Origin of the sequence: Actinoplanes sp. NPDC049668 (assembly GCF_044465445.1) — a bacterium.
In the GTDB taxonomy this organism is placed as follows: domain Bacteria; phylum Actinomycetota; class Actinomycetes; order Mycobacteriales; family Micromonosporaceae; genus Actinoplanes.
Genome location: NZ_JBITLR010000003.1, coordinates 285,822 through 312,240 on the forward strand (window position 1 = coordinate 285,822; position 26,419 = coordinate 312,240).

28 protein-coding genes, 1 other RNA gene and 1 pseudogene are annotated in these 26,419 nt (G+C 68.3%); 20 read left to right on the forward strand and 10 right to left on the reverse strand.

Annotated elements, in window-relative coordinates; genetic code table 11:
* Window positions 1–20: 20 nt before the first annotated feature.
* The 3 genes from ACIBSW_RS13965 to ACIBSW_RS13975 form a co-directional block, all read right to left on the reverse strand.
* On the reverse strand, window positions 21–857 hold the full coding sequence (locus ACIBSW_RS13965; protein ID WP_354719346.1) for a class I SAM-dependent methyltransferase: 837 nt from the start codon (window positions 855–857) through the stop codon (window positions 21–23).
* A gap of 33 nt (window positions 858–890) precedes the next feature.
* A complete protein-coding gene (locus ACIBSW_RS13970; RefSeq protein ID WP_354719348.1) occupies window positions 891–1,364 on the reverse strand; it encodes a GNAT family N-acetyltransferase in 474 nt (157 codons plus the stop codon).
* A 249-nt stretch (window positions 1,365–1,613) separates the two neighbouring features.
* Window positions 1,614–2,309: a bifunctional DNA primase/polymerase gene (locus ACIBSW_RS13975; RefSeq protein WP_354719349.1), complete on the reverse strand. Its 696-nt coding sequence runs from the start codon at window positions 2,307–2,309 to the stop codon at window positions 1,614–1,616.
* Window positions 2,310–2,555: 246 nt separating this feature from the next.
* Here ACIBSW_RS13975 and ACIBSW_RS13980 point away from each other — a divergent pair, with 246 nt between their 5' ends.
* The 8 genes and pseudogenes from ACIBSW_RS13980 to mctP all read left to right on the forward strand — a co-directional run bounded on the left by ACIBSW_RS13980 (window position 2,556) and on the right by mctP (window position 10,676).
* On the forward strand, window positions 2,556–3,785 hold the full coding sequence (locus ACIBSW_RS13980) for a helix-turn-helix domain-containing protein (protein WP_354719351.1): 1,230 nt from the start codon (window positions 2,556–2,558) through the stop codon (window positions 3,783–3,785).
* Window positions 3,786–3,801: 16 nt separating this feature from the next.
* Window positions 3,802–4,386, forward strand: coding sequence for a flavoprotein (locus ACIBSW_RS13985; RefSeq protein ID WP_354719353.1), 585 nt, complete (start codon window positions 3,802–3,804; stop codon window positions 4,384–4,386).
* A 21-nt stretch (window positions 4,387–4,407) separates the two neighbouring features.
* Window positions 4,408–5,268, forward strand: a complete 861-nt coding sequence (locus ACIBSW_RS13990) for a Nif3-like dinuclear metal center hexameric protein (RefSeq protein ID WP_354719355.1) — start codon at window positions 4,408–4,410, stop codon at window positions 5,266–5,268.
* Window positions 5,265–5,999, forward strand: a complete 735-nt coding sequence (locus ACIBSW_RS13995) for a C4-type zinc ribbon domain-containing protein (protein WP_354719357.1) — start codon at window positions 5,265–5,267, stop codon at window positions 5,997–5,999. The genes ACIBSW_RS13990 and ACIBSW_RS13995 overlap by 4 nt, the downstream gene beginning before the upstream one ends.
* Before the next feature lie 5 nt (window positions 6,000–6,004).
* Window positions 6,005–7,099, forward strand: a complete 1,095-nt coding sequence (locus ACIBSW_RS14000) for a bifunctional RNase H/acid phosphatase (protein ID WP_354719374.1) — start codon at window positions 6,005–6,007, stop codon at window positions 7,097–7,099.
* A gap of 96 nt (window positions 7,100–7,195) precedes the next feature.
* Entirely contained in the window at window positions 7,196–8,494 is a 1,299-nt protein-coding gene (locus tag ACIBSW_RS14005; RefSeq protein WP_354719359.1) for a glycoside hydrolase family 18 protein, read from the forward strand.
* Between the two features lie 162 nt (window positions 8,495–8,656).
* A pseudogene (locus tag ACIBSW_RS14010) lies at window positions 8,657–8,860 on the forward strand (DUF3311 domain-containing protein); the annotation flags it as partial.
* A 169-nt stretch (window positions 8,861–9,029) separates the two neighbouring features.
* Window positions 9,030–10,676, forward strand: coding sequence for a monocarboxylate uptake permease MctP (gene mctP, locus ACIBSW_RS14015; protein ID WP_354719360.1), 1,647 nt, complete (start codon window positions 9,030–9,032; stop codon window positions 10,674–10,676).
* A gap of 641 nt (window positions 10,677–11,317) precedes the next feature.
* Here mctP and ACIBSW_RS14020 read toward each other — a convergent pair.
* The gene (locus tag ACIBSW_RS14020; protein WP_354719362.1) at window positions 11,318–11,779 is read right to left on the reverse strand and encodes a MarR family transcriptional regulator; all 462 of its coding nucleotides are present in this window, start codon (window positions 11,777–11,779) and stop codon (window positions 11,318–11,320) included.
* Window positions 11,780–11,851: 72 nt separating this feature from the next.
* Window positions 11,852–12,604, reverse strand: coding sequence for a sulfite exporter TauE/SafE family protein (locus ACIBSW_RS14025; protein ID WP_354719364.1), 753 nt, complete (start codon window positions 12,602–12,604; stop codon window positions 11,852–11,854).
* A gap of 85 nt (window positions 12,605–12,689) precedes the next feature.
* Between ACIBSW_RS14025 and rnpB the strand changes: the two genes are divergently transcribed.
* An RNA gene (gene rnpB, locus ACIBSW_RS14030) (RNase P RNA component class A) lies at window positions 12,690–13,090 on the forward strand.
* 444 nt (window positions 13,091–13,534) lie between these two features.
* Here the strand turns inward: rnpB and ACIBSW_RS14035 are convergent.
* The 5 genes from ACIBSW_RS14035 to ACIBSW_RS14055 form a co-directional block, all read right to left on the reverse strand.
* Entirely contained in the window at window positions 13,535–14,119 is a 585-nt protein-coding gene (locus tag ACIBSW_RS14035; RefSeq protein ID WP_354719366.1) for a hypothetical protein, read from the reverse strand.
* A gap of 114 nt (window positions 14,120–14,233) precedes the next feature.
* Window positions 14,234–14,596 (reverse strand): HNH endonuclease signature motif containing protein, encoded by a 363-nt coding sequence (locus ACIBSW_RS14040; protein ID WP_354719376.1) that lies wholly within the window; start codon window positions 14,594–14,596, stop codon window positions 14,234–14,236.
* Between the two features lie 335 nt (window positions 14,597–14,931).
* Window positions 14,932–15,264 (reverse strand): helix-turn-helix transcriptional regulator, encoded by a 333-nt coding sequence (locus ACIBSW_RS14045; protein WP_354719367.1) that lies wholly within the window; start codon window positions 15,262–15,264, stop codon window positions 14,932–14,934.
* Window positions 15,265–16,448: 1,184 nt separating this feature from the next.
* A complete protein-coding gene (locus ACIBSW_RS14050) occupies window positions 16,449–17,255 on the reverse strand; it encodes a hypothetical protein (RefSeq protein WP_354717288.1) in 807 nt (268 codons plus the stop codon).
* A gap of 16 nt (window positions 17,256–17,271) precedes the next feature.
* A complete protein-coding gene (locus ACIBSW_RS14055) occupies window positions 17,272–18,468 on the reverse strand; it encodes a hypothetical protein (RefSeq protein ID WP_354717286.1) in 1,197 nt (398 codons plus the stop codon).
* Window positions 18,469–18,999: 531 nt separating this feature from the next.
* Here ACIBSW_RS14055 and ACIBSW_RS14060 point away from each other — a divergent pair.
* The 11 genes from ACIBSW_RS14060 to ACIBSW_RS14110 all read left to right on the forward strand — a co-directional run bounded on the left by ACIBSW_RS14060 (window position 19,000) and on the right by ACIBSW_RS14110 (window position 26,387).
* Window positions 19,000–19,386: a hypothetical protein gene (locus ACIBSW_RS14060; protein ID WP_354717285.1), complete on the forward strand. Its 387-nt coding sequence runs from the start codon at window positions 19,000–19,002 to the stop codon at window positions 19,384–19,386.
* A 130-nt stretch (window positions 19,387–19,516) separates the two neighbouring features.
* The gene (locus ACIBSW_RS14065; protein WP_354717283.1) at window positions 19,517–20,443 is read left to right on the forward strand and encodes a hypothetical protein; all 927 of its coding nucleotides are present in this window, start codon (window positions 19,517–19,519) and stop codon (window positions 20,441–20,443) included.
* An 11-nt stretch (window positions 20,444–20,454) separates the two neighbouring features.
* Window positions 20,455–20,811: a hypothetical protein gene (locus ACIBSW_RS14070; RefSeq protein ID WP_354717282.1), complete on the forward strand. Its 357-nt coding sequence runs from the start codon at window positions 20,455–20,457 to the stop codon at window positions 20,809–20,811.
* A gap of 138 nt (window positions 20,812–20,949) precedes the next feature.
* Window positions 20,950–21,804, forward strand: coding sequence for an FtsK/SpoIIIE domain-containing protein (locus ACIBSW_RS14075; protein ID WP_354717281.1), 855 nt, complete (start codon window positions 20,950–20,952; stop codon window positions 21,802–21,804).
* Window positions 21,804–21,995 (forward strand): hypothetical protein, encoded by a 192-nt coding sequence (locus tag ACIBSW_RS14080; protein ID WP_354717279.1) that lies wholly within the window; start codon window positions 21,804–21,806, stop codon window positions 21,993–21,995. Before ACIBSW_RS14075 ends, ACIBSW_RS14080 begins: the two co-directional genes overlap by 1 nt.
* A 116-nt stretch (window positions 21,996–22,111) precedes the next feature.
* The gene (locus ACIBSW_RS14085) at window positions 22,112–22,633 is read left to right on the forward strand and encodes a hypothetical protein (RefSeq protein WP_354717277.1); all 522 of its coding nucleotides are present in this window, start codon (window positions 22,112–22,114) and stop codon (window positions 22,631–22,633) included.
* Window positions 22,630–23,058 carry a hypothetical protein gene (locus ACIBSW_RS14090; RefSeq protein WP_354717275.1) on the forward strand — a complete coding sequence of 143 codons (429 nt, stop codon included), beginning with the start codon at window positions 22,630–22,632 and terminating at the stop codon, window positions 23,056–23,058. Before ACIBSW_RS14085 ends, ACIBSW_RS14090 begins: the two co-directional genes overlap by 4 nt.
* A gap of 779 nt (window positions 23,059–23,837) precedes the next feature.
* Entirely contained in the window at window positions 23,838–24,185 is a 348-nt protein-coding gene (locus ACIBSW_RS14095; protein WP_354717299.1) for an RRQRL motif-containing zinc-binding protein, read from the forward strand.
* Window positions 24,182–24,592, forward strand: coding sequence for a hypothetical protein (locus tag ACIBSW_RS14100; protein WP_354717273.1), 411 nt, complete (start codon window positions 24,182–24,184; stop codon window positions 24,590–24,592). Before ACIBSW_RS14095 ends, ACIBSW_RS14100 begins: the two co-directional genes overlap by 4 nt.
* Window positions 24,589–25,482, forward strand: coding sequence for an NUDIX domain-containing protein (locus tag ACIBSW_RS14105; protein ID WP_404799327.1), 894 nt, complete (start codon window positions 24,589–24,591; stop codon window positions 25,480–25,482). The genes ACIBSW_RS14100 and ACIBSW_RS14105 overlap by 4 nt, the downstream gene beginning before the upstream one ends.
* Window positions 25,479–26,387 (forward strand): hypothetical protein, encoded by a 909-nt coding sequence (locus ACIBSW_RS14110; RefSeq protein ID WP_354717271.1) that lies wholly within the window; start codon window positions 25,479–25,481, stop codon window positions 26,385–26,387. The genes ACIBSW_RS14105 and ACIBSW_RS14110 overlap by 4 nt, the downstream gene beginning before the upstream one ends.
* Window positions 26,388–26,419 lie beyond the last annotated feature (32 nt).

Below are 26,419 nucleotides of genomic sequence, written 5' to 3' on the forward strand. Positions count from 1 at the left end.
AGCCAGGCCGGGCCCCGGCGTCAGCGGACGGCGGTGTGGATCGTCGCGGCGCGGAGCATGAAGACGTCCGGGCGTTGCAGCACGCTCTCCGGGTCGTCGGGGTCGGTGAGCTGGTCCAGCCGCTCCGCGTCGCCGCCGGCCAGGTGGCCGTCCAGCATCTCCCGGGTACGCCGCAGCGTCCGCGCCAGCTGCCGGCGGGCCGCCTCGTCCAGCGGCGCGGGCAGATCGAGCATGAAGCTGCGGCTCTGCACCGCGCTCAGGCCGGCGTCGGCGAGCAGCTCCGGCCAGGACCGGGGCGGCTCGATCGCGCCCATCGGGTGCGAGTGGCTCTGCGACAGGGCGCTGTCCACCGCGTTCATCCGGGCCGTCATGCCGCCGTCCGCGTGCGACGGCAGGAACTGCAGCGGCAGGCCGCCCTCGCGCAGCGCCAGCAACCCGCCGGGCCGGAGCAGCGCGGCGAAGGCCCGTATCCCTTCTGCCGGATCCGGCAGATGGTGCGCAACGCCGCTGACCCAGATCAGATCCGCGGCCGGCAGGTCCCCGAGACCGTCCGGCAGTTTGATCTCGCGGGTGGCGAACCGGTCCGTCAGCCCGAGGCGCTCCGCGCGCGAGCGGGCGAGCGCCAGCAGCGGTGCCGCGCCGTCCGCGGCCAGCACCGTCGCGCCGGGAAGCAACTGCGCGAATCTGCAGGCCGCGACCCCCGGACCGCTGCCGACATCCAGGACCAGACCGGCCCGTGGCACGCGCTCGGTGAGCCAGCGCAGGGCCTGGTCGATCATCGGCGCGTTGATCTCCGCGTCGGCGATCAGGTCGGGACCGTACTCGCCCCAGTCCACGTGATCATGCGTGTGCGTCATGCCGCCATACTCCCCGGAGAGCGGCGCTCATGGTTACCGCGTCCGGGTCAGGTCTTTCGCGTACCAGTGATCCGCGTACGGCTGGTCGCGGTGCGGCGGGATCTCGGCGTAGCCGTTGGCCGCGTACATGGAACGCGCCTCGGTCAGGTCCGTCCTGGTCTCCAGGCGCAGGGTGCCCAGGCCGCGCTCCCGCGCCGCCTGCTCCACGGCGGACAGCAGCCGGCGCCCGATGCCGAGCCGGCGGGCACCCGGATCGACGAACATCTTGGTTATCTCGGCGACGCCCGGCTCGGCCGGGCGCAGCCCGGCGCAGCCGACCGGCGCGTCGTCGCGGTACGCGACCAGCAGCACCGCGATGTCGTCCGCCGGTTCGTCGGCGAGCGCCTCGTCCACCGCGGACGCGGGCATCGGCCGGCCGTGGTAGCGGTCCACGATCTCGCTCAGGTAGGACCGCACCAGGGCGACGGCCTCCGGCGCGCCCGGCTCGATCGCACGGATTGTGATCATGGATGAATCGTGCCAGGGCCGCCGCGCGGCCGGCGACCGGATTCGCCCTCGGCCGTCGGCCGATCGGCGGAGCCGCGCGGTACGGCATCTGCGTAGGGTGATCGCGTGTTCACCAATTCGGGTGACTCGACTACCGCAAGGTAGGCAAATACGTTGTCACCTGACATGTGCGCCGCCCAGCATGCCCGAACGCAGTCCGCCATCCGGGTCAGCGACCCGGCGGGCGGTGGCCGCACGGCGCTCGGAGCCTCAGGCGGCGCGGCGGGCGGTCGACATCTGGCGGGGCACGCTCACCGTGTAGGTGCGTTGCGGACGGCCACCGACGGCGTCCAGGGCGTCGAGCAGCACCGCCTGAACGGCCGCCGACCCGGGCAGGTGCCAGCCGGTCTGTTCCGGCGTGACGGCCCAGCGGACCGGGCCGTCGGGCATCCGGCTGGGCGCCGCGGGCACCCACGAGCCTCGCCCGTGCCGCAGCACGTCCAGGCAGGCACCGAGCTCGGGCCGGAGCTCCTCGCCGGGCTGGACCAGGAACATCCAGCGCCCGGTCGGCGTCACCGCGACCGGGCCGCGGGCGTCGCCGCGCTCCGGGCCGAGCACGCCCGTCTGCAGGCGGATCGCGCCCAGCGCGCGCAGTCCGACCGCGGCCGGCACCTCCAGCACGTCGAACCGCCAACCGGTGGCCAGCAGCACCGTGTACGGCCGGCGCCGCCACCACCGCGCCACCCGGCGGGCGTCCGTGCTGGAGTTGTCCTCCCAGGACTCGATCGCGGGGTGGCACCCCGTGATCGGGCAGCCCGCGCGCCCGCAGCGGAAGCGGTGCCCGGACAGGTACGCACCCGGAGTCACGGCCCAGCCGCGCGCGGAGTAGCGCAGCGCCGCCCGGCGCAGACGTATCCGATCTATGTACTCCCATGGGCCGATCGGCCGCCGGTTGGTCCACTGCATGGTCGTAAAACCCCCGATTCGGGATCGGTAGCCGCAATACCAGGCACGGCCGCCGTCACCAAGCTCGACACGCTTCGTTTGTCCGGGCAGATCACGTGTTGCAACTTGCATCAAAAACTATCGAGCATCGGTGGGCAGACGATCACACAGCCTGTGCGACCTGCGCGGACGAGTGAGGTCCAGACTGCAGCTGACACACCGGAATGCTCACCGGCGCCCGCCGCCGGCTGAGTGGGGGAGGCACCCGTGGACGAGCTGCCGATCGGCCGCCGAGTCGCCTATTGGCGCGGCCGTCGCAAGATGTCCCAGCAGGTCTTCGCGGACCGGCTGGGCAAATCCAAGAGCTGGGTCGACAAGGTGGAGCGGGGGGTCCGCCGACTCGACAAGTTCTCCGTCGTCTATGAGATCGCCGACGTGCTGCAGATCGACGTCCAGCTGCTGCTGGGCAAGGACGTCGAGCGGCGGCCCGAGACGCAGAACTGCATCGACCAGGTCGAGGTCGAGGAGATCCGCGCGGCGCTCGAGCGGTACGACCAGATGAGCGCGTTCTTCCATCCGGTGCCGCAGGCGCCGCCGCTGATGGAGATGCGCAAGGCGGTCAGCCACGCCTGGCTGACCTACCAGCACGCGAAGTACGGCGTCCTGGCCCGCAAGCTGCCGCAGCTGCTGCGCGACGCGCAGGCCGCGGACAGCGCACACGCCAGCGGCGAGGAGGCACGCGACGCGGCGCACCTGCTCGGGCAGGTGTACCAGATCGCCTCCTCCGCCCTGCGCAAGGTCGGCGAGCACGAGCTCTCCTGGCTGGCCGCCGACCGCTCGATCGCGGTCTCGCAGCGCGCCGGCGACCAGTTGCTGGCGGGGATGGCCAGCCACCGGGTCGGGCTGGCGCTGCTCTCGCTCGGCCGGATCCGCTCGGCGCTCGAGGTCAACGTCAACATCGCCAACCGGCTAGCGCCGATGACGCCGGAGGCGGCCACACCGGAGCGGCTCTCCGTGTACGGCCTGCTGCTGCTCACCGGCGCGATGGCGGCGGCCCGGATCGGCGACAGCGCCACCGTGCGCGACCTGGTCGGCGGCGCCGAGCAGGCGGCCGGCGCGCTGGGCGGCGACTACAACTACTACTGGACCTCGTTCGGGCCGACCAACGTGGAGCTGCACCGGGCCGCGGCCGCGATCGAACTCGGCGACGGCGGCAAGGCGATCGAGACGCACTGCAAGATCGACCCGGAGAGCTTCGCGGCGATGCTGCCGGAGCGGCGCGCGCACCACTACCTGGACATCGCCCGGGGCTACACGCAGATCGGCGACGTGGAGAAGGCCAGCGAGATGCTGCTGGAGGGCGACCGCCTCGCCCCCTCGGAGATTCGTTGCCGGCCGCTCGCCCATGAGGTCATCTCCGACGTGCTGCGACGCACGCGGGGCACACCGCCGGCGCCCATCGCGGAGCTGGCAGAGCAGATGGGAGTCGGTGTATGAGGTGGGTTCTCGGGTGATGAGTGTCAACATCTCGCCCGGCGTGCTGTACGTGCTGGTGTGCGGCTCGCCCATCGCCCGCGACGTCGGCGTCCTCGTCGACCTCGCGCAGCGCGACGGCTGGGAGGTCTGTGTGATCACCACGCCGGACGGCCGCAAGTTCGTCGACGCGGCCGCGCTGCAGGCTCAGACCGGGCACGCGGTGCGCAGCTACTACAAGAATCCCGGCGACGAGGATCTGCTTCCGCCGGCCGACGCGATGATCGTGGCGCCCGCGACGGTGAACACCATCAACAAGTGGTCGGCCGGCATCACCGACACCCTCGTGCTCGGCCTGCTGGTCGAGGCGTACGGCTTCGGGGTGCCGACGGTGGTGGTGCCGTACACGAACAAGGTGATGGCCCGGCACCCGGCGCTGCACGACAGCATGGCCAAACTCCGCAACTGGGGTGTCCAGGTGCTTTACGGCGATGACGTCGTCATTCTCGGCGGGCCCGGACAGAACGACCGTTTTCGGAGTCAGTTCCCGTGGCGGCGTGCGCTGCAGGCGCTGCACACCAGATTCGAGACCGACAACCGAGTCGAGCCCGGGGCCCGATCCTGAGCCTGGGTAGAGTTGGCGGCCGTGACCGACACCGCCGTTGCCCCACCCACCGTCCGTGACGTGGTGGCCGCCCTCGACGCGCGCTACCCGAGGGCCTGGGCCGAGCAGTGGGACCGGGTCGGCCTCGTGTTGGGGGAGTTCGAGACCGCCGTCACCCGGATCCTCTGCGTGGTCGACTGCGTGCCCGAGACCGTCGAGGAGGCGGTCGGCCAGGGCGCGAACCTGATCGTGGCCCATCACCCGCTGCTGCTCAAGGGCGTCTCCTCGGTCGCGCCGGACACCTACAAGGGCCGCATCGTGCACCGGCTGATCAAGGCCGACGTCGCGCTCTACGTCGCGCACACCAACGCCGACGTCGCGAACCCGGGCGTCTCCGACGCCCTCGCCGCGCGGCTCGACCTGGTCGACCTGCGCCCGCTGGTGCCCGCCGAGCCGGGCAGCCCGGCCGCCGGTGCGGGGCGCGGCGCCGGCCGGGTCGGCGAACTGGCCGCGCCGATGCCGCTCGCCGAGCTGACCCGGTTCGCCGCCGACCGGCTGCCGCCCACCGCGGCCGGGGTGCGCGCCGCCGGCGACCCCGCCCGGCTGATCCGTACGCTCGCCGTCTGCGGGGGAGCGGGCGACTCATTTCTGCGCGACGCGGTCCGGGCGGGTGCCGATGCGTACCTCTGCGCCGATCTGCGACATCATCCCGCTAGCGAGCACCTCGCCGCCGACGGTCCGGCGCTGCTCGACGTCGCCCACTGGGCGAGCGAGCGGCCGTGGCTCGACGAGGTGGCGGGCTGGCTGCGCGCCCAGTTCCCGGTCACGGCCCTCGTGTCCGATCTCGACACCGACCCCTGGACCGTGCACGCGGTCAGTGGAAATAAGGAGTACCTGACGTGAAGGCCGCCCCGGAAGCCCAGCGCCGTCTGCTCGACCTGCAGGCCATCGACACCTCCCTCGCCCAGCTCGCGCACCGCCGCAAGTCGCTGCCCGAGCTGGCCGAGATCGACAAGATCTCCCGCGAGCTCTCCGCCATGGAGGACGAGCGGGTCCGCGCGCAGGTGGCCGTCGACGACCTCGACCGCGACATCGCCCGCTTCGAGAAGGACATCGAGCAGGTACGCACCCGCAAGGACCGGGACAAGGCCCGGCTCGAGGCCGGCGGCGCCCTGCGCGAGATCGAGGGCCTGCAGCACGAGCTGGCCACCCTCGAGCGGCGCCAGTCCGAGCTGGAGGACGCCGAGCTCGAGCTCATGGAGCAGCGGGAGGGCGCCGAGACGGTCCTCAACGAGGTGAAGAAGCGGCTGGCCGAGGCCGGCGAGCGCCGCCGGGTCGCCGAGGCCGGCCGCGACGAGGCGTACGCCGACATCGCCAAGGAGCAGGAGTTCAAGACCCAGTCGCGGGCGCCGCTCGCCGGCGACCTGCCGCCGGACCTGCTCGCCCTCTACGACAAGATCCGTACGGACTCGGGCCTCGGTGCCGCGCTGGTCCGCTCCGGGCGCTGCGGCGGCTGCCGCATCGAGCTGTACGGCGCCGACCTGGCCCGGGTGAAGTCCGCGCCCGCCGACGAGGTCGTCCGGTGCGAGGAGTGCCGCCGGATCATGGTCCGCACCGCCGAGTCCGGGCTGTGACCGGCTTGCGGGTCGTGGTGGAGGCCGACGGCGGATCGCGGGGCAACCCCGGCCCGGCCGGCTACGGTGCCGTCCTGCTCGAGGAGGGCACCGGCGAGGTGCTGCTCGAGCGCCACGGCTCGCTGGGCACCACGACGAACAACGTCGCGGAGTACTCGGGCCTGATCGCCGGGCTGCGGGCGGCCGCCGAGCTGGGCGCCGCCCGGGTCGACGTCCGGATGGACTCCAAGCTCGTGATCGAGCAGATGTCCGGCCGCTGGCAGATCAAGAATCCGGGCCTGCGGCCGCTCGCCGCGGAGGCGGCGAAGCTGGTCGACGGCTTCGCGGGCGTGACGTTCGAGTGGATTCCGCGCGAGCGCAACAAGCTGGCCGACGCCCTGGCCAACCGCGCGATGGACGAGGCGGCCGGCAAGCGGGTACGCGACGAGTCGCCGGCCTTCGAAGCCAAGGCCCCGAAGAACTGGGCGCCGCCGTCGCTCGACTCGGCCACCCGGCTCATCCTCGTGCGGCACGGCGAGACCGCGCTGACCGCGCAGGGCCGCTACTCCGGCCGCGGCGACGTCCCGCTCTCCGAGCAGGGCGAGGCGCAGGCCATGGCCGCGGCCGGGCGGGTGGCCGGCATCTCGCGCGACGTCGCGGCCGTCGTCTCGTCACCGCTGCGCAGGTGTGTGCGTACGGCGGAGTTCATCGCGGCCGAGCTGGGCAACGTGACGGTGACCGTGCTGCCGGAGCTGATCGAGTGCGACTTCGGCGACTGGGAGGGCCTGACCTTCGCCGAGGCGCGCGAGCGCTGGCCCGCCGAGCTGGACCGCTGGCTCGACTCGACCGCGGTCGCGCCGCCGAACGGCGAGTCCTTCCAGGCCGTCGCGAAGCGGGTGCGCGGCGCGCTGGAGACGCTGCGGTCGGCGTACCCGTCGGGCACGGTCGTGGTGGTTTCGCACGTCTCGCCGATCAAGCTGATCCTGCGCGACGCGCTCGCCGCGGGCGACGCCTTCCTGCACCGGCTCTTTCTCGACGCGGCCGGGGTATCCACCGTGGACATGTGGCCGGACGGCGGCGTAGCCGTCCGATCGGTCAATGAAACGGCGCACCTGCGCTGAAGTATTGACCGGCAGGGTGCGGGCGTTTAGCTTCCTCGATTAGGAAACTTTCTTCACGATTCCTGATCGACACTTCCGTCCGCCCCTGGAGGGCTCATGCGCGGATTCTCCCGCCGCCTGCTGGCCGTCGGCGCTGCCGTACTCGTCGCAGCAACGGCCGCACCGGCCGCCGCACAGGCACATCAGAAGAAGCAGTACGTCAAGGTCGGGTACTTCACCCAGTGGGGCATCTACGGCCGCGACTTCCAGCTCGCCAAGGTCCAGCAGTCCGGCGCGGCCGCCGGGCTGACCCACATCAACTACGCGTTCGGCCCGGTGACCGCGGCCGGCGTCTGCGACTCGGCCGACAGCTGGGCCGACTGGAGCGTGCCGTTCTCGGACGCGAACAGCGTCGACGGCGTCGGCGACGTCGCCGGCCAGCCGATCGCCGGCAACCTCAACCAGCTCGCCGAGCTTAAGGCGGCGAACCCGAAGCTGCGAGTGCTGATCTCGCTCGGCGGCTGGACCGGATCGGCGTACTTCTCCGACGCGGCCCTGACCGACGCGTCGCGCAAGAAGCTCGTCGCCTCCTGCGTGGACCTGTGGATCAAGGGCAACCTGCCCGGGCTCGCCGCCGGCGCCGGTGCCGGGATCTTCGACGGCATCGACCTCGACTGGGAGTGGCCCGGCTCGGAGGGCAACGCCGGCAACGTGATCCGCCCGGCGGACCGGCGCAACTTCACCCTGCTAACCGCCGAGTTCCGCCGGCAGCTCGACTCGCTGAGCCGCACCACCAAGCGGCGCTACGAACTGACCGCGTTCCTGCCGGCCGCCCCTGCCAAGATCGACGCCGGCTTCGAGGCGAAGAAGATCTTCAAGTACCTCGACTTCGGCACGGTGCAGGGCTACGACTTCCACGGCTCGTGGGAGTCGCGGACCAACCAGCAGTCGGCGCTGCGGGTACCGGCCGGCGCGCCCGACAACCCCGACTTCTCGGTCCAGGTCGCGATCGACACCTGGCGCGACCGCGGCGCGCCCGGCGGCAAACTCGTCCTCGGCATCCCGTACTACGGCCAGGGCTGGACCGGCGCGTCCGGCGCCGGCAACGGCCTCTTCGCGCCGGTCACCGGCGGCGCGCCCGGCAAGTTCGCGGTCGGCACCGAGGACTACAAGACCCTGAAGGCGCTGCCCGCGCAGGGCTTCAAGCTGCACCGCGACTGGCGCTCCGGCCACTCGTGGCTCTTCGACGGCACGACCTTCTGGACGTACGACGACCCGGCGCAGGTGCTGCAGAAGACGGCGTACATCCGGGGCGAGGGCCTCGGCGGCGCGATGATGTGGTCGCTCGACGGCGACGACGAGCGTGCCTCTCTCACCCGTACGATCTCGGCGGGTCTCTGGACCCCCGGACACTAGCCGTTCGATCATGGGTGGTGCGCCGTTCGGCGCACCACCCTGGCCGTTCGGCGCAGGGTGATCTCAACCGGGCGCATCGGGCGCGAAACCTCTCGGTAACCTGCGGCCGATGGCCGTGACCACGGTCACCACCTCGTCTGCGCTCCGATGAGGAGGTACGGCATGTCCACACCGCGCAGTGATCGCAGCCCGTGGAACTGGCTGTTGCTTGTCCCGATCGTGGTTCCGCTGCTCACGCCGCTGTACAACTTCGACTCACCGCGGCTGTTCGGGTTTCCGGCGTTCTACTGGATCCAGTTCTCGTTCATCCTGCTCGGCGTTGCCACGACCTCGATCGTCTACCAGATGACCAGACGCCCACCGGACGCCGTACCGGTGTCGCTGTCGGCGGCCCCCGCCACTTCGCCGACCGCTCCCGCTTCGGAGGCCCCTTCCACGCCTCCTACCCCTTCGGAGGCCCCTTCCACGTCGAAGACAGCTTCCGGGTCGGAGACCCCCTCAGGGTCGAAGCCCTCGTCCGGTTCGGAGGCTTCGGATGAGTGAGCACATTACTGAGATCGTCGTCTTCACGGTGCTGTTCTTGCTGGTCAGCGGCATGGGGTTCGTGGCGGCCAGGTGGCGTGCGCCCAAGGACATGGCGCACCTGGACGAGTGGGGCCTCGGCGGACGCAGCTTCGGCGGCTGGATCACCTGGTTTCTCATCGGCGGCGACCTCTACACGGCGTACACGTTCGTCGCGGTGCCGGCGCTGATCTTCGGCGCCGGGGCGGCCGGCTTCTTCGCGGTGCCCTACACCATCGTGATCTACCCGATGTTCTTCCTGGTGCTGATCCGGCTCTGGTCGGTGTCGCACCGGCACGGCTTCGTCACCCCGGCCGACTTCGTCCGGACCCGCTTCGACTCGCCGACGTTGGCGCTGCTGGTCGCCGTCACCGGCATCGTCGCGACCATGCCGTACATCGCGCTGCAACTGGTCGGCATCGAGGCCGTGCTCAAGACGATGGGCGTGACCGGCGACAGCCCGCTGGCCCGGCACGCGCCGATCATCCTGGCCTTCGCGATCCTGGCGGCGTACACCTACCAGTCGGGGCTGCGGGCGCCGGCGCTGATCGCGTTCGTCAAGGACACGCTGATCTACATCGTCATCATCGTCGCGATCCTCTACCTGCCCTACAAGCTGGGCGGCTGGGGCTCGATCTTCGACGCCGCGGACGCGAAGTTCCAGGCGTCACCGTCGCCCAACGACGGCATCATTTTGAACGCCAACAACCAGCTCCAATACATCACCCTGGCGCTGGGCTCGGCGTTCGCGCTCTTCCTGTACCCGCACAGCATCACCGGCGTGCTGGCCAGCAAGAACCGCAACGTGATCAAGCGGAACATGTCGGCGCTGCCCGCGTACAGTCTGCTGCTCGGCCTGATCGCCCTGCTCGGCTACATGGCGATCTCGGCCGGGGTGAAGCCGCTGCCCGGCGCCAAGGAGGGCACGGTCGACAGCAACACGGTCGTGCCGCTCCTGTTCGACCAGCAGTTCCCGGCCTGGTTCGCGGGCATCGCGTTCGCGGCCATCGGCATCGGCGCGCTGGTGCCGGCGGCCATCATGTCGATCGCCGCGGCGAACCTGTTCACCCGCAACATCTACAAGGAGTACCTGCGCAAGGACGCCACCCCCGCGCAGGAGGCGAGCGTCGCGAAGATCACGTCGCTGGTCGTGAAGATCGGCGCGGTCGCGTTCATCATCTTCCTGGACCCGCAGTTCTCCATCGACCTGCAGCTCATCGGCGGCGTCATCATCCTGCAAACGGCCCCGGCCGTCGCGATCGGCCTGTACACCCGGTGGCTGCACCGGGGCGGGCTGGTCGCCGGCTGGATCGCCGGCATGAGCATGGGCCTGTGGATGCTCTACCAGGTCCCGAACGCGGCGACGGGCCGGGCGCACTTCGGCGGCTCGGCGTTCCCGCTCAGCAAGTTCGGCTTCGACACCCCGAAGACGATCTACGTCGGGTTCGTGGCGGTCGCGGTCAACCTGCTGGTCGTCGTGATCGCGACGCTGATCCTGCGGGCGATCAAGACCCCGGAGGGCATCGACGGTACGGAACCGGACGACTTCTTCGCCGATGAGGGCGATCCGCGGCTGGAGAAGGCCCGCACCAGCCCGGACGCCATCGCCTCCTCGACCTGACCCGCTCCGAAACCGGACCGCGACCCCGGATGTCTCCGGGGTCGCGGTCTTGGTTGGTGTCCTGCGTCGTCCCGGCTGTTCTGGGTTTGCGGTCCTGGCCGATGTCCGGCGCATTGTTCCGGGCGCTTCCGATCGTGCCACCCATGCCCGGCCCGGACCTCCGCGTAGCGCGGGCAGAGTTCGGGCCGTGAGCAGGTCGGGGACGTCGCTGCTGCGGTTGATGACGCCGCCCCGCGTAATGGAAGAAGTGGAACTTGGTGGGTGTCCGGGGCATTGTCTGGCCTGGCCGTGGCGCTTCACCCGTGCCCGGCCCGGACTTCCGCGTAGCGCGGGCAGAGTTCGGGCCGTGAGCAGGTCGGGGACGTCGCTGTTGCGGTTGATGGCCCCGCCCCGCGTAAAGGAAGAAGTGGAACTTGGTTGATGTCCGGGGCATTGTCTGGCCTGGCCGTGGCGCTTCACCCGTGCCCGGCCCGGACCTCCGTGTAGCGCGGGCAGAGTTCGGGCCGTGAGCAGGTCGGGGACGTCGCTGTTGCGGTTGATGGCCCCGCCCCGCGTAAAGGAAAATCGGACATTGATTGACGTCCGCGGCACTAACTGTCGAGGCCGTGGCGCTTCTTGGCCTTTGTCCGCTTCCCAGGGTTCTATTCGGGGCCGCGGCCTTTCAAATACGCGTCCATGTCGCGGGTGAGCCGCTCGAGGGTGATGGCGAGGTCGCGGCGCTCGTCCGAGGTCCAGCCCTTCAGCACCACGTCGTAAAGCTCGCGGCGGGCCAGGCTGACCGCGTCGACCTGGAAGAGGCCCTTGGCGGTGGCGGCGATGACGGTGCCGCGGCCGTCGTCGGGATCGGCGCTGCGCGCGACCAGCCCGTCCCGGTGCAGGGCGCCCACCTGCCGGGTCACCGTCGAGCCGTCGAGGTTGAGCCGGTCGGCGACGGCGGAGACGTTCTGCGGGCCGGCCTGTTGCAGCAGCCGCAGGATGACGTAGGCGGCCCGGTCCAGCGCCCGGTGCGGACGCGGCGAGGAACGGCGGGTGGCCTCACCGAGCCGCATCAGCATGGCCACCTGGGTCTCGATGGTCCCCAGCGCCGCATCGTCGTCGGCCATCTTCCCTTCCCGGGTCGCTATGCTTTGCTGCATTTTGCCTCCCGATCCTGAAGGTTTGCTGAAAAAGGGCGCTTATCTGAACGCCCGCCACATAAGGATGAGCCCGACCGCCGTCCCAAAGGTGACAATCAGCGCTTTCAGTACCCGGGCCGGCAGCCGCCGCGCCAGCCGCGCACCGGCGTACCCACCGACGATCGTGGCCGGCGCGAGCGTGAGCACCGCGTCCCAGTGCACCGGCGCGAAGATCGCGAAAACCACGACCGTGACCAGCCCGACGCAGGCGGAGAGCACGTTCTTGAGCGCGTTGATCCGGTTGAGGGTCTCGTCGAGCACCAGTGCGAGCGCGGCGACGTACATGACGCCGAGCGCGGCCCCGAAATACCCGCCGTAGACCGCGCCGACGAAGACGACGACCTGCAGCGTGCCCCGCTTCTCGGAGGTCGACCGCCCGACCAGCGCCTTGAGCCGATCCTGGAAGAAGAGCGTGGCGGCCGCGCCGAGCACGAGGAACGGAACGATGACCTCGAAGGCCCGCTCGGGCGTACCGAGCAGCAACGCGCACCCGACCCCGGACCCGACCAGGCTCGCGGGAATGACCGCCCGCAGCCGCCGCCCCTGCCCGGCAAGATCGGCCCGGCTCCCGGCGACGCTGGAGACATACCCGGGAAAGACCGCGACGGAGTTCGTCACGTTGGCGTCGACCACCGGCATCCCGACCGCGATCAGGCTGGGAAACGTGATCAGCGACCCGCCCCCGGCGATCGCGTTGACCACGCCGGCGGCCAGGCCGGCACCGACCAGCAGCAGAATGTGCGCAAAATCCATGATGCCGAAGAATCTACGGGCACCGAGATCCCCCCGCCGCCCGCCGGCCCCGCCCGACACGTAAGTAAGATGACCACGCGACGGACGAGTCGACCGGGCGGTCGCGTCGGCGCTCTCACGAGCGTCACCGAGGAACGTCCGGACTCCACAGAGCAGGGTGGTTGCTAACGGCAACCCGGGGTGACCCGCGGGAAAGTGCCACAGAGAAGAGACCGCCGGCTTCGTGCCGGTAAGGGTGAAACGGTGGGGTAAGAGCCCACCAGCATCCCGGGCGACCGGGGTGGCTCGGTAAACCCCACCCGGAGCAAGGCCAAGCAAGGCCCCCGCCGCGAGGCGGTGGCCGGCGCAGGCATTCGAGGGCTGCTCGCCCGAGTCTGCGGGTAGGCCGCAAGAGTGTGTCGGCAACGGCACGCCGAGATGGATGACCGCCACCGGCGACCGCAAGGCCGCCGCGTACAGAATCCGGCGTACAGGTCGACTCGTCCGTCGCCCTCAAGGTCACGACTGTGAGGGCGGCGTTGACCTGGCCTTATTGATGGGTGTTATTGGTCAACCTTAGTGAACCTTGGTCGACGTTTAGCGCCCTGGAGACGCCCTGGCGCCCTGGAGACGCCCTGACCGGGGGCAGTTCACGAACTACCGCAGCCAGCCGGATCGAACAGCTCCGCGCCGCCTATGATCGAACGCATGTACGAAGGCAGTGTCACTGAGCGGCTCATCGCGGCGTTGACTGCCGCCTTCGGCGACGGACCTCGGTGGAAGCTCAAGCCGAACCGATCTCACGGTTACTACCTCTGGTACGACCAGGGTCATGTGGGGATCGGGGAGATTCGGGACGTGATCGACGCCACGCTTCGGCACGAGGTCGGTGTCATCCTGGCGCCTCGGGGTCCGCGTCCTGGCGAGTTCCCGCCACTCGTGGGGATGTAGCTATCGCTTGCCCTCACAGGCAGGTGCGTTGACGTGGCCGCCACACCACGGGTAGGGGTTGACCCTCTCGATCTGCCAGCCGCTGTCGCGGCGAGCGTGGAACGTCCAGGTCTGCTGGTCGCCCGCGTAAGACATGCCACCGCCGTTCTTGTCCCACCAGATCGGTTGGACGCTCACCTCGACCACGGCGTGTTGCTCGTCCGTGTAGCTGGTCGAGTTGATGGAGACTTCGAGCTTCGACGGCCGGGTGTCGCCTCGTCGCATCTCGCCTCGATAGGCGCGCCATTGCGCGATGAGGTCATCGCCCTGGTCGTCATCGAGGACAGCCAGTAGCCCGTCTTCACTGTCATAGCTGAGTGCCAGCAGGTATTCGTCAGCGGCGGCGGACGGCGTCGCGGCACCCTTGCCTGCCTCCACAGTCATACCTATGACCCAGCTGAGCGGTGCACCGAGACCGATACCGCCGCAAACGCACAGCACGGCCGGCAGCAAGACAAGGGCGGTCCAGCGGCGGCGAAGTGGCCAGCCGTGAAGTCGCTGCGCGGCGCGGTCTTGCCAACACCGGAAGCGTTCACTCATGCCCATGGTGTGAATCTACGGTGATCGATCAAGGTGGCGGGCGGGATCGGCGGGTTGTCATCGCGACGCCGCGCCGCTAGTCGATCTTTCCGAGGGTGCGTCCTACAACGACAGCCTCAATCACTCGCCCAACAGAGCAAGAGGTGGCATATACATATCGGCATCACACTCCGGGCACAGCACCAATAGATTGGTTACCGAGCTGACGCCGCTGCGCGGTAGAGGAATTATGTGATGAGTATGCCATCGAGATCGGCGCCGACGTCCCTTACGAGATCGCAGAATTGCTCGCCAATCTTCTCGCACCCCGCAAATTGAACACCTACCGCGGGTCAGGTACGTGCGTCGAGCGTCGATCTCTATTGGAAGCGCAAGCAAAATAGCCGTCAGGGCGAGTATTGAGCTGGTCAACGTAACGATTAATGGGGCGCCGAGACCCATGCTCAACCCTGTAGTGAAGAGTGAAAAGACCCAGAGGGCCATGTGGGCTCGACGGAGCAGCTTTTTCTTGGTGATGTACTCGGGGACGGCGCGACGTACCTGGTAGAAACGGCCTTGAAGCCAAAGACGCTGTGCACGTCCTGCCGCCCCACCAACGAGCCGTGCTGCGACGGCGAGTTTAGTCAGCTTGCCGGGGCAGTCCTCGATGAGAGCCGCCCACTCCTCCTCATATATGGCGGATAGGTCAGCATCGCCAGCCGCCCAAATGCGAGCCGCCAATGGAACGAGTTTCCTTGCCAGGGTAGGTGACACGTCACAAAACTCGTTGACCGCAGCTCCTGTGAGGATCGAAACAACGACCCCCACCCAAAACGCCGTCACAGGCTGCCACCGCCGAACGCCAGTCGAGGCTCGACATGAATCCGGTCCGGGCGACGTTCATTAAGGAGTATTCGTGCGCGGCTGGCACCCACGCCCGTCAGCTTGTAGTAGCGGCGGCGCGGCTTGTTGGGTTCTGACGGCTTATCCTCCCAGCGAGCGGTAACCCATTCCATGTCAGCCAGTCGTTCGAGGATCTTGTAGACGGTCGGGCCGCTGCGCTGGCTCATCTTGATGATGGCCCAGCCGTGCAGCTCCTCGGCGCTGGAGGCGACGAACACCTCCACGACATCGAGGAACGGTGCTGTAATACGTACCGGCTCTACACTCACGGCCACAGTCTACCGTATGGTCACCTAGGTGAAATAAGCACACTGCGGACTACGCGCCCGCAGACGTGGTTCTCCATCCCGTCGGCCTTCGTCCACACACTGTGGAGTAGACAGGGCCTGCCTGGGCAAGGTGGAGCACCCTACGTCTGACCGACCTTGCCCAGGCAGGCCCTGTCTGCTCGGCTTCGCCTGGACGAAGGACGACGGGATGGCACCCCTCATCCCCGAGCGCTTGAGCGCCCCGCCGGAGGCGTCATGCCACCGTAAATCAAGAGCCCCGGAACTGCCGGCTACTTCGGCGGCCCGGGGCTTCTTCGTATCTCGCGCCTGCCGCCGGGCTGGAACCGCCGGGGGTGCGCCCAGCGAAGCGCCCGGGCGCGGGGTCCCCCGAGCGGCGGGCCTCCGGCCCGGCCCTGCTGGGCGGCGCGACGGCCCGCGAAGCGGGCCGCTTGAACCCGTAAAGAAACTCATCACAAGATTCGATCTGCTATCTGCCGTACTCACTTGATGGGTTACACGGTGACTTCAGTTGATGTATGACACCCCGCCGAGTGCTGGTGTAGTTGACAAACACGCGGAGCCCTCTTCCAAGTCCAAGCCGGGATGACGCCAGCCGCTACTAGTTCGCTGGTAGAAGCTGATGAGCACCTATAACATGTTCATTGCTTTGGCGGGAAGCCGTGCACCGTGCACAGAAGCGCCGCATTGCCGGTCGCGAACCTTTGTTGCTGTGAATCTTTCGTTAGGGACTGGAGGAGCGCATGTTCCGCGTGCCTCAATTGATTGTCCCCGGCATACTCTGCGTGATACGCAAACAGCCGCAACGCCGCCTCGGCCTGTTCCGTCTCTTCAGGTGTGCGTTTACGGCCGATGGAACTGCCCAGTTCCCTGAATTGATACAGCGCTGCGCAAGCCTCGCGGACGGTCGGGCGAATCTCCAGATCCAGGCTGGGGGATAACGCATGCCCAGACCTCCGGCAGAGATCCAGAGCCGGCGGCGGGTGGTCTTCCTCGCTGTCGTGCCTCGCGACTGGTCTTGCCGCTTGCCACTCAAGGCTCCTCACGTGACCAGTGACCAGGAGTAACTGGCAATTGTCTATCTGTAACGCATACCTGAGGTTCGACATCCGATCTGTTCGCCGCCGTGACGGTTCCGTCCCAACCGAGGTCGATAGAGTATGAAATCAGCAGGCTTGGAACTGTGCAACCGTGGCGTCGTCGTGGCGCTTAGTTCGGGGGTACCGTTCCCCTTGAGGATCTGCGGCTTCGATCGCTCGCACCTGCTGAATCAGGGCAGCGGGTCCAAGCTTGTCGAGAAGATCCAAGTAGGCGCTCCACTCGAAGCAGTGCATTTGATCGACAGGACGAGTCGCGCCATCGGTGTAAGCGCTAGCCCGCCGCATCTCCGACCGTGGGTAGCTCCCGACGTGTGCGTATTGAGCTGCGTTTGGATCGGCCGCCGCGACCCACCAGCCGTCAAGCCGATTGCGAGTAGCGGTCTGCTTTGCGACAAGATCAGCCAGCGCGGACCTGTGGCCCTCGGTGTCGAAAAGAAGGCCAGCAACGGCGTCCGGTTCGGTTCCGCTGATCCGCTCGATCGACAAATCGCAGGTGACCTCTGGGCCAGTCTCGAGATCGACCACGATGCTGACGTCCGAAAGCGCAAGCGTTTCTACCTGCCGCTCGCCGATGCGAAGGATGCCGACTGCTGCGCACGGAGTTCCGGGATTGTCGAGATCACAGGTGCCCCGGTGGAGGTCCGCGACGGCGGAGATTCCAGACGCCAATCCTTCGGCCAGCGGAGCTCCTGGATGCTCGATCAGAGCGGCGAGAGTCCGAACGCCGAGTTGTCGGGCGTACCAGGCGACTCCGTGGTGGCATCCCCCGAACGGAATCCCCGCGCCATCGACCACGACCGCAATCTCCGGCGACGCGACAACGAAGTCTTCGTTGGGACGGCCGGGGGCTGCGTCGGTTGTTAGCGAGAACACTCGCCCGGTACCTCCGTCAATTCGTGCTGGCCAACAAGCCCTGGAGTTTCGCGACCGGCGCGGTCTTGGCCCATGGCTCCATCTGTCGTACCAGGCTCTGTAGGTCCCTGATGGTACGAGACGAGCCTGTCGTCGCGGCAATCGCGAGAGCTTCTTCGGCGGCGAGACATGCCTCCGCCGGCACCCCTGCCAGCACATACGCCTGCGCGAGTCGGCCCAGGTACTGACCGCGGTCGCGATGGTACTCGGGCGGCAACGCATCCAGGACCTTGGCGAATGCCTCCACGGCGTCATCGCCGCGTCGTAGCTCGAGGTGGCACTTAGCTCGGGTGATGTCTAGGTAGAGGCCAAGGTCGCAGTAGCGGCCGATTGATGGATCACCAACGGCTGGCTCGTGCGAGGCCCCTTCGTCCATCAAGCGGGCGGCTAGGTCAAGGGCACGATCCGCTTCGGCGCCAGCACCGTCCACGGCATAGCCAACAGCCTCCATCTGCGCAGCAATGGCACGCACGCGCAAAGTCGATGGATCTCGGCTTCGCTGAGCGGCGTGGGCCAACTGGGCTGCCTGAGAACCGCTTCGAGCACCGATCGCCTGCACTGAGCGACGCATCAGCACGAATCCAGCCATACGGTCGTCACCGGCAGCCTCCGCTAGTTCCAAAGCGTGCCGATACCAACTTGTAGCGACGGCGGCTTCTCCAGAGTCCTGAGCCAACCAGCCGGCGAACTCCGCGTAGCCCGCTCCAACCTGCAGCAGGTCGGTGAGCAGCCGTCCGCTCGCGTCCCGCGCCATCGATTCGATGGCCTCGGCCTGTGCTTGCATGACTGGCAACAACGTACGGGGACCGAGCAGATTGTCTGCGGTGTAGTGGTGCCGGAGTCCTTCCCCTAGTGACGTCACCAGCTCAGGTGCGATGCGGGAGGGGTGGGCCGGCGGAAGTTGAAGGGACGGGGTCGGGCCGCTCTTGGACTGCCCTGCCCGCTCGGCACGCAACTGCGTAAACCGCTCCTGAACATCGTCAGCCGCGAGTCTGAGGACTGTGTCAAGCAACTGCTGCGACTTGAGCGACAGTTCGGTCCCAGGGTGAGCCTCCCACTTGGTGACGCCTCGCGTGGACACTCCGAGGTGGGAAGCGAACTCGTCGCACGTCATTCGGAGCGCAATCCGCAGAGCGAAGGCCGTGTCGCCCAACCACGTCGTAACGATCAGCACTTCTCCCCCCACATTGAGTGATCTCCGTCGAAGTGTAAGGGCCAGCGTCGACGTCAAGCAGGCCTAGTGCAGCGACAGTGCCGGAGTGGTTCCGGATCGGTTCGTGGCAGGAGTTTCCCCGACCGCGTTCACTTGAAGGCGTCGAAAGGAGGCGACGCAGGAACCGAGATAATCAGGCCTTCGGGCCTGGCGCCGCAGGTGGGATGCCGTTCTCACGGGCTAGGCGCCTCACGTATGCCCCAGTAAACGGGGACAGTCTTTCCACCTCAGACGGTCCGACCCCTGCTCGCAGAGCCGCGAGAACAGCCTCGATCGCAGCCCGTCGTGCCGCATCGTGATCAGCAGCCGTGCTGCGGTACCGCTGCGATGCGGCGCGAAGTAGCTCACGAGGGTCGGGCACCAAAAGAGAGTACCGCAACTTCGTTGCGCATCGCGCCACAGATTCGATACTCTGTTGCGCAACAAAGTTGCGATACTTCCATCGCAACCTCGCTACGCCCCTTCGGGCGTTCCAAACACAAGGAGCCAGTAGTGACTCAGAACCAGCCTCGTATCAGCACGCAGCCGCGTCTGATGCTGGACACCACGAACGTCATCTTCGAGATGGCGGACGACATCATGCCGAAGCTCGATGACAAGGGCGCTCAGAAGATCGACCGTGAGACGGCACTGCCGATGTGGACCGCGCCGATGTTCGGGCGTGGCCGCGCGGTCGGGCGGAAGTGGTCCGGTCAGCTCAACGTCACGATCGTCAGCGCGGAGAAGCCGCCGGCCGAGGACGGCGACCACGTCGTGCCGCTCGACTTGGAGGCCCTGCCGTGGGTCTCGGAGCAGAACGGCAAGACGCGCCATGGTGTCGCGTTCAAGGCTTCCGGCCTGGACGTGGTGTCGGCCCCGATGGCCCAGAAGGCCGCCTGATCCCTTATCTGACTGGCTCCTGAAGCCACCTGACCCGCAGGAAGCGGGGCCGCCAGAGATTGGCGTCCAAGAGCGGCCCCGCACCTGTTCATCGATCAACTCCTAGCCCCTTGGAAGGGGAGGAATCGTCGTGTCCAAGTCTAGCCGCCGCAGCGTGTTCGGCAGCAACAACAAGGGCCAGACCGTCACGGTCATCGAGGCCCCAACCCGGTACAGCCAGCGCCGTAAGGCGATCATCGCGTTCTTCGTCATCCTGTTCACCGACGGTCTGCTGACCGGCACGGTCGCCTCGCACTACATGCACCCGATCCTGGGTGGCCTCCTCGGCATCGTCACCGGCGCTGTGCTCGGCGCGATCGTGTTCGTGCTGATCATCGCCTGGCCCGTGCTGCGAATCCTCTGGTGGTGGCTGCCCGAGATCACGATCGGCCTGGCCACGGTCTACGGCTGGACCTGGCTGATGGTGGCCACCCCGCTGTGGCTGTCCCTGGTCCTGGTCACCGTCGGCGTCGGTCTGCCGGCCATCTTCCGCCGGTCCCGGTACTGGGTCCTGGCACCCGCGTGGTGCCTGATCGTGCGGCACCGGCTGCGGATGTGTTTCGCCGCGTTCATCGCCACCAACCGCGAAGGCACCCTGCCTCTGATCCTGTGGGCCCGGCCGACCCCGGCCGGAGAACGCGTCTGGATCTGGCTGCGTCCCGGCCTGTCGATCCGCGACCTCGAACAAGACGGCCAGGTTCAGAAACTCGCCGTCGCCTGCTGGGCCAACGAGGCCCGTGTCACCCGCGCCTCGCGCAAGTACGCCGCACTGATCCGGGTGGACATCACCCGCCGCGAGCCGCTCGCCGACACGGTCCTGTCGAACCTGCCGGGCCAGGTCCCGGACGGCGCACCGGCCACCACACCGGTCGTCACGGCGCTCCCCCCGACCGGCGTCAACCTCGCCGACGTCCCAAACCCGCGACCGAAGCGGGCCAGCAACGACAACGAGACCCGGCCCCGACGCACCCGGCCGGAAACAGCCTCGGACGACTTCGACCCCAGCGACTACGCCTGATCGGAGACACCATGTTCACCGACCACCCCGCGCATGAGGCTCTCGGCCACTTCGGATTCACCGCCACCGCCCAGACCGCCGACGGCCTGTACGACCCGCCGGTCCCGTCGACCGTGGTGGATCTATACGGCCCGTCCCTCGCCGTCACCGTCGCCCTGATGGTCCTGGCCACCACATCCGGCCTGGTGATCGTCGACACGGACACCCCGCATCCCTGTTCCCTCCCGCACGGCTGCGTGCACGCCACGGTCGTCCTCGACGGCCACATCGACTACTGCGTCGTCCGCGACGCGATCAGCGCCGTATTCGGCCAGCCCGAAGCGGTGCCCACCACGCCGTCACCGGCGAGCAACTCCCACCTCAACTAGCTCCAACCGCTTGACACCTACGTGTCAAAACCCCTGCCCGACGTGTTCCGGCGCGGCCATCGGCCCCTTGGTCACCAGCGCCGCGCCGGACACCCCATCCGATCCAACCCCGCCAACCACTCCGAAGGGAGCCCGGACATGACCACTGCACTTGCTGGGCCGAGCATCCCGGTCGGACCGCTGATGTCGATCTTCGACCCGCTGTTCCTCGGTATCGACGAGTTCGGCCACCCGGTCTACCTGCCGCTGGTCTACCGCAACAAGCTCCTTGGCGGCGAACCCGGCGCCGGTAAGTCGACCCTGCTCAACACGATCGTCGGGCACGCCGCCCTGTGCCATGACGTCAGCCTCTGCTTGCTCGACGGCAAACAGGTCGAACTCGGCCTCTGGGAAGACTGCGCCGACGTGTTCGTCGGCCCGGATCTCGACCTCGCCATCCTGACCCTGCAACGGCTGCAAACCGTCATGGACAACCGGTACGCGTTCCTGCGCTCGGTACGCCGCCAGAAGTTCAGCCCGAACGACGTGTTCGGCGCGATCCTCGTCGCCATCGATGAGATCGCCTACTTCTCCGCCACCGCCGGGGAGAAGAAGGACCAGGAGAAGTTCTCCGCGCTGCTGCGGGACCTGGTCGCTCGGGGCCGGGCCGTCGGCATCATCGTCGTCGCCGCCACCCAGCGGCCCAGCTCGGACATCATCCCGCCGTCGCTGCGGGACCTGTTCGCCTGGCGGTTCGCCGGCCGATGCACCAACGACGTATCTAGCGACATCGTCCTCGGTCACGGCTGGGCCGCCCGCGGCTACTCCTCCAACACCGTCGACCCGAACAACCAAGGATGCGGCTACCTAATCGCTGAGGGCGGCATTCCCGCCCTGGTCAAGGCCGCATACATGACCAACGCCGACATCATCCGCGTCGCGGACTACGCCGCGTGGATCCGCCGCCACGCCAACGCCACCAACCTGCCCACCCAGTGGAAGGACGCCGCCTGATGCCCACTATCGCCGCGCTCATCCCGCGCCTGCGCCTGCACCGCACTGGACGCGTCATCGCGATCCGCTGCACGAAATGCCGGACCTGGCGTAAGCCGAACCTGTTCGCCCGCAACATCAACGCCTGCCGTCGCTGCACCTACGGCGAGGCCCGCAGACGAGTCCTCGACCGCGCTCGCGGACGCCGCTGAACCGATACGGCACCACCAGCACCAACCCATAGGAACAGCCGACGAACCGGCCAAGGCCCTGAGAAAGCTGCCCGGTCCGTCGGCCACCACCACCGCCCACGAAAGGACGTGGCGTCATGCACCGTACCCAAAACCCGACCGGTCCCGCCGCCGACACCGACAACACGACTGTTGTCACCCCGGCTGACATCTTGCGCGGAGCCGCCTGCTACCTCGAAATCCACGGCTTGGTCAAGGGCGCCTACTACGCCCCCGACGGTCAAGCGTTCCCGCCCGCCAGCACCGTTGGTGCGCTGAGCTGCGCCGCTTTCGGCGAAACCCACCCGGCGTTGCCGTGCCGGCGACCCGAATGGCCCGTCTTCCGCAAGGCGCAGCGTTACCTGCGCGATTACCTCGCCCGCCGTCACGAAATCATCCCCGGCGAGCCCGGCGAGTTCGTTTTCCTCCAGCTCCACAACTGGAACGACGCCGCCGACCAGACCGCCGCGCACGTCATCACCACCCTGCGCGCGGCCGCCGACGAGTGGGACTACGCCCACGCCAGCGAAGACGACCTCGAAACCTACGCCGAAGCCTGCATCGCCAACGAAACCCACCCGACCCGTGAGGGTTTCCTCGCCTGGCTCGGTGCCCGATGAGCACCGCCGCCGTCACCGCCCTGCCGCTCGGACACGTCGACCGTGTCCTGGAACGCGCCGCCGACTACCTCGCCGACTACGGCTGGATTCCGGCCGGTCTTTACGACGCCCACGACGGCTGTGTCCGTCGGTGCGTCTGTCACCGCACCGGCAACTATCCCGCGTCGGTCATCGGCGCGATCCGCGTCGCGGTGTTCGGCGCGCCGCGCTGGTACCTCGACACCGCGCCCGCCGATTCCCGGCACGACTACACCGCCGCCGTCGAGTGGTTCAACACCTACCTCATCGCCATCGGCCACGCCGGGCGACACGCCTCGGTCTTCGACTGGCAGACCGCCCCCGGCCGCACCCGCGCCGACGTCTGCGCCGCGCTGCACGCCGCCGCTATCGCCTACCGCCGCCACGCGCACCGGAGGGCCGCATGACCACCGCAGAGATCGCCAACGTGACACGTACGTGTCAACCGACCTTCACCACCGCCGGTCTTCTGACCGCTCTGGAAACGGCCTGGGCCGCTATCCGTGCCCGTCACCCTGAGGTTCCCGACGCTGTTCTGATCGTCGGCTCCGGCTCGACCGCGAAAGGCGGCCAGCCGATGAAGTGGGGGCATTTCGCCTCGCTGCGCTGGCAGTCCGGCGACACCCGCCTGCCCGAAGTCCTCGTCTCCGGCGAGGGACTGTCCCGCACCCCGCCTGAGGTCTTCACGACCCTGCTGCACGAGGCCACCCACGGCCTGGCCGATGCCCGCGGCATCCAAGACACCTCCCGCCAGGGCCGGTGGCACAACAAGAAGTTCGCCACCCTCGCCGCCGAACTCGGCCTGGCTGCACGCCGGGACGACAAGCTCGGCTACTCGCCCTGCACCCTGACCGACACCGCCACGGCCGACTACGGCGACATCATCGCCAGCCTGGCCGCCGCCCTGCGCGCCTACCGGCACCCGGACCCGACCGGTGAGGGCAAGCAGCGCACGAACAACAACAACGGCGTCTCGTGCGAGTGCGAGTGCCCCCGCAAGATCCGGCTCTCGGTGACGGCCTTCGAGGAAGGCCCGATCGTCTGCGCCAAATGTACGGCCGCGTTCCTGCCTGAGGACGTCGACCGCGACACCTACGACTTCCCCACCTTCGGCCAGCCGTGCCAGCACGGCGACCAGGCCGACGCGATGCCGGCCGATCCCGACTCCGACCCGGAGGACGACCCGATGGTGTTCTACGACCCCACCGGCGAGAAGTACGGCATCCCGACCTACCCGTTCAAGATGGCCCCGACCGGCCTCGCCACCCGCCGCCAGCTCCACGCTGACGGCCTTCGCCCCGGCGGCCAAGACGTTGCCGCGCAACTGATGTGGCGCAAAGGCCAGCGCGTCGCCTACCTCTACCGCATCGACCTCGCCCGGCCCAAGCGCACTGCCACGGCCGCGCAGCTCGCCGCCCTCGACAAGGCCAACCGCGCCAAGCGCGTCTGCCCGGCCTGCGACCAGCTCAAGCCCTACCAGATCCCGCGCCGTGCCGGCGCCTGCCTCGACTGCACCCCCGGAGGCGCGTCATGAGCGTCCTTCACCAGCAGCGCATCCGCGTCAGTTTCAACGACTTCCACGGCCCGCAACGGCCGTGGCAGATGTCTTGCCCCTGCTGCATCCACTCACACGCCTTCGCCACCTGGTACGAGGCCATCGCGTGGGCACTGACCCACCTCAAGCTCCAGCACTGCCGATTCTGCATCGACCAGCAGATGCCCGCCGGACGCGATGACCTGCTCGGCGAACTGTTCGAACGCTGCCCGGCCTGCGGGCCTGCCTGCGAAAACTGCCACGGCGTCGCCGTCTACCCCGCCAACTACAACACCCCGACCGAACTGGTCGAAGACCTCGCCACCGTGCGACTCACGCCCGTCTTCTGCGACGGCTGCCACGGCGTCATCGCCGTCATCCCACTCGATCCGGAGGTTTACGCATGACCACCAACGACCGCACCTACACCCACCCCGACGTCTTCACCATCGGCGTCCGCGACGGATGGGCCGACCCCGAAACCGACCCCACTCGCATCGACTGGACCGAGCGGCAGGCCAACGCCGCGATCCCGTTCCAGGTCATCGACGGCCGCCCGGTCAACCCCTGCGCCAGTACCGGCATCCGCTACGGCCGCAACGAACTCGGCCACTGGGGCGAAGCCCTCGCCGCCGACGCTCTCGTCACCGCCTTCGACGGCACCGGCGGGCGCTGGATTCTGATGATCGAACGCGCCGACGGTCACGGCTGGGCACTGCCCGGCGGCTTCGTCGACCCCGGCGAACCTGCCAAAGACGCGGCCATCCGCGAACTGACCGAGGAGACCGGCATACGTCTGGCGAACGAGGTCTGGCAGATCCACGCCCCGCGCTACGTACCGGACCCGCGCGCCTCCGACGAGGCATGGATGGTCACCGTCCTCGCCCGCACCAACCTGGGCACCTTCGAGAGCCCTGACGAGTTCCCCCAGCCGACCGGCGCCGACGACGCCACCCGCGCGGAGTGGATCCCGGCGCACACCTACGAGGCACTCACCACCAACCTCGCCTCCTCCCACGAGCAGATCTTCGCGGCGCATCAGCAGATGCTCGCCGAAGCCCTCACCCCCACCACCGTCGAGCCATCTCGGTTCGACTACCTGTGCGCCTTCGCGCACTACACCGGCGGCCCGCTCGCCATCAGCAACGAGCGCCGCGTCCTCGACCACCCGATCACCCCGGACGACGTCACCGACCTCAACGACGAACTCCGCAAACAGGGCTTCCAGCAGGCCATGGTGATCAGCTTCTCCCTCTTCGACCAGCCGGTACCCGCCCCAACCCGGGAGACCTCATGACGAAGACACCCGCGTCCACCTCGGCCGCCACGCTGGCCAACCCGCCTACTCACGTCGAACGATTTCAGGACGGCACCCTGATCGTGATCGTGCTGCTCGTCGGCCTCATGGCCGGAGCCGCATCCTTCAACCACGTCCACGACTTCACCATCGAACACAGCCCCGCCGGTACCGCCGACTGGTTCGGCTGGGCCAACGCTGTCATCTCCGAACTGATCCCGACCGCCTCGCTGATCGAGATCGCGCGCCGTCGCCGCAAGAACCCCGCCGCGAAGGTCGGCTACCCGATGCTCCTGTTGGTCGGCGCTGTCGGCTTCTCGCTGACCGCGCAGCTCGCCGTTGCTCAACCGTCCGTGTTCGGCTGGATGGTCTCCGCGCTGCCCGCGCTGGCCTTCTTCGCCCTGTCCAAGCTCGTCTTCACCGCCACCGCAACACCCCGGCCCACCAACCCGGTCACGGCTGAAACGCCGGCCACCTCGCCCGCTACGTCTGCTGACACCACGCGCGCGAAGGTCCGCCCGGCCGCCGCATCCAAGACCAGGGCCACCACACCTGCCAAGAAAGCTGCACCGGCGAAGAAGACACCCGTTCGGACACCGGCCACGAAGACCCCTGCACCGGCAACCCCGGAGCCCGTCACGCCCGAACCCGTCACGGTCACCGCAACGGCACCGGCTGCGCAGGTGGACAAGAAGTTCTCTGACCTGCTGCTGGCCAACGCTCGGACCATCGCCGTCTCGCACCACGCCGAACACGGCGAGGACATCAGCGACAACCAGATGGCCGTACGACTCAAGGTCCCGACCGTGACCGCCAGGGACATCCTGACCCAACTCCGCGACAACCCGCCCGCAGCGGCCAACACCACGCCGCACAACGGCCGCACCGTCGGAGCCACTGCATGACCAGCTCGACGCTGCCTCTCGCACCCACAACT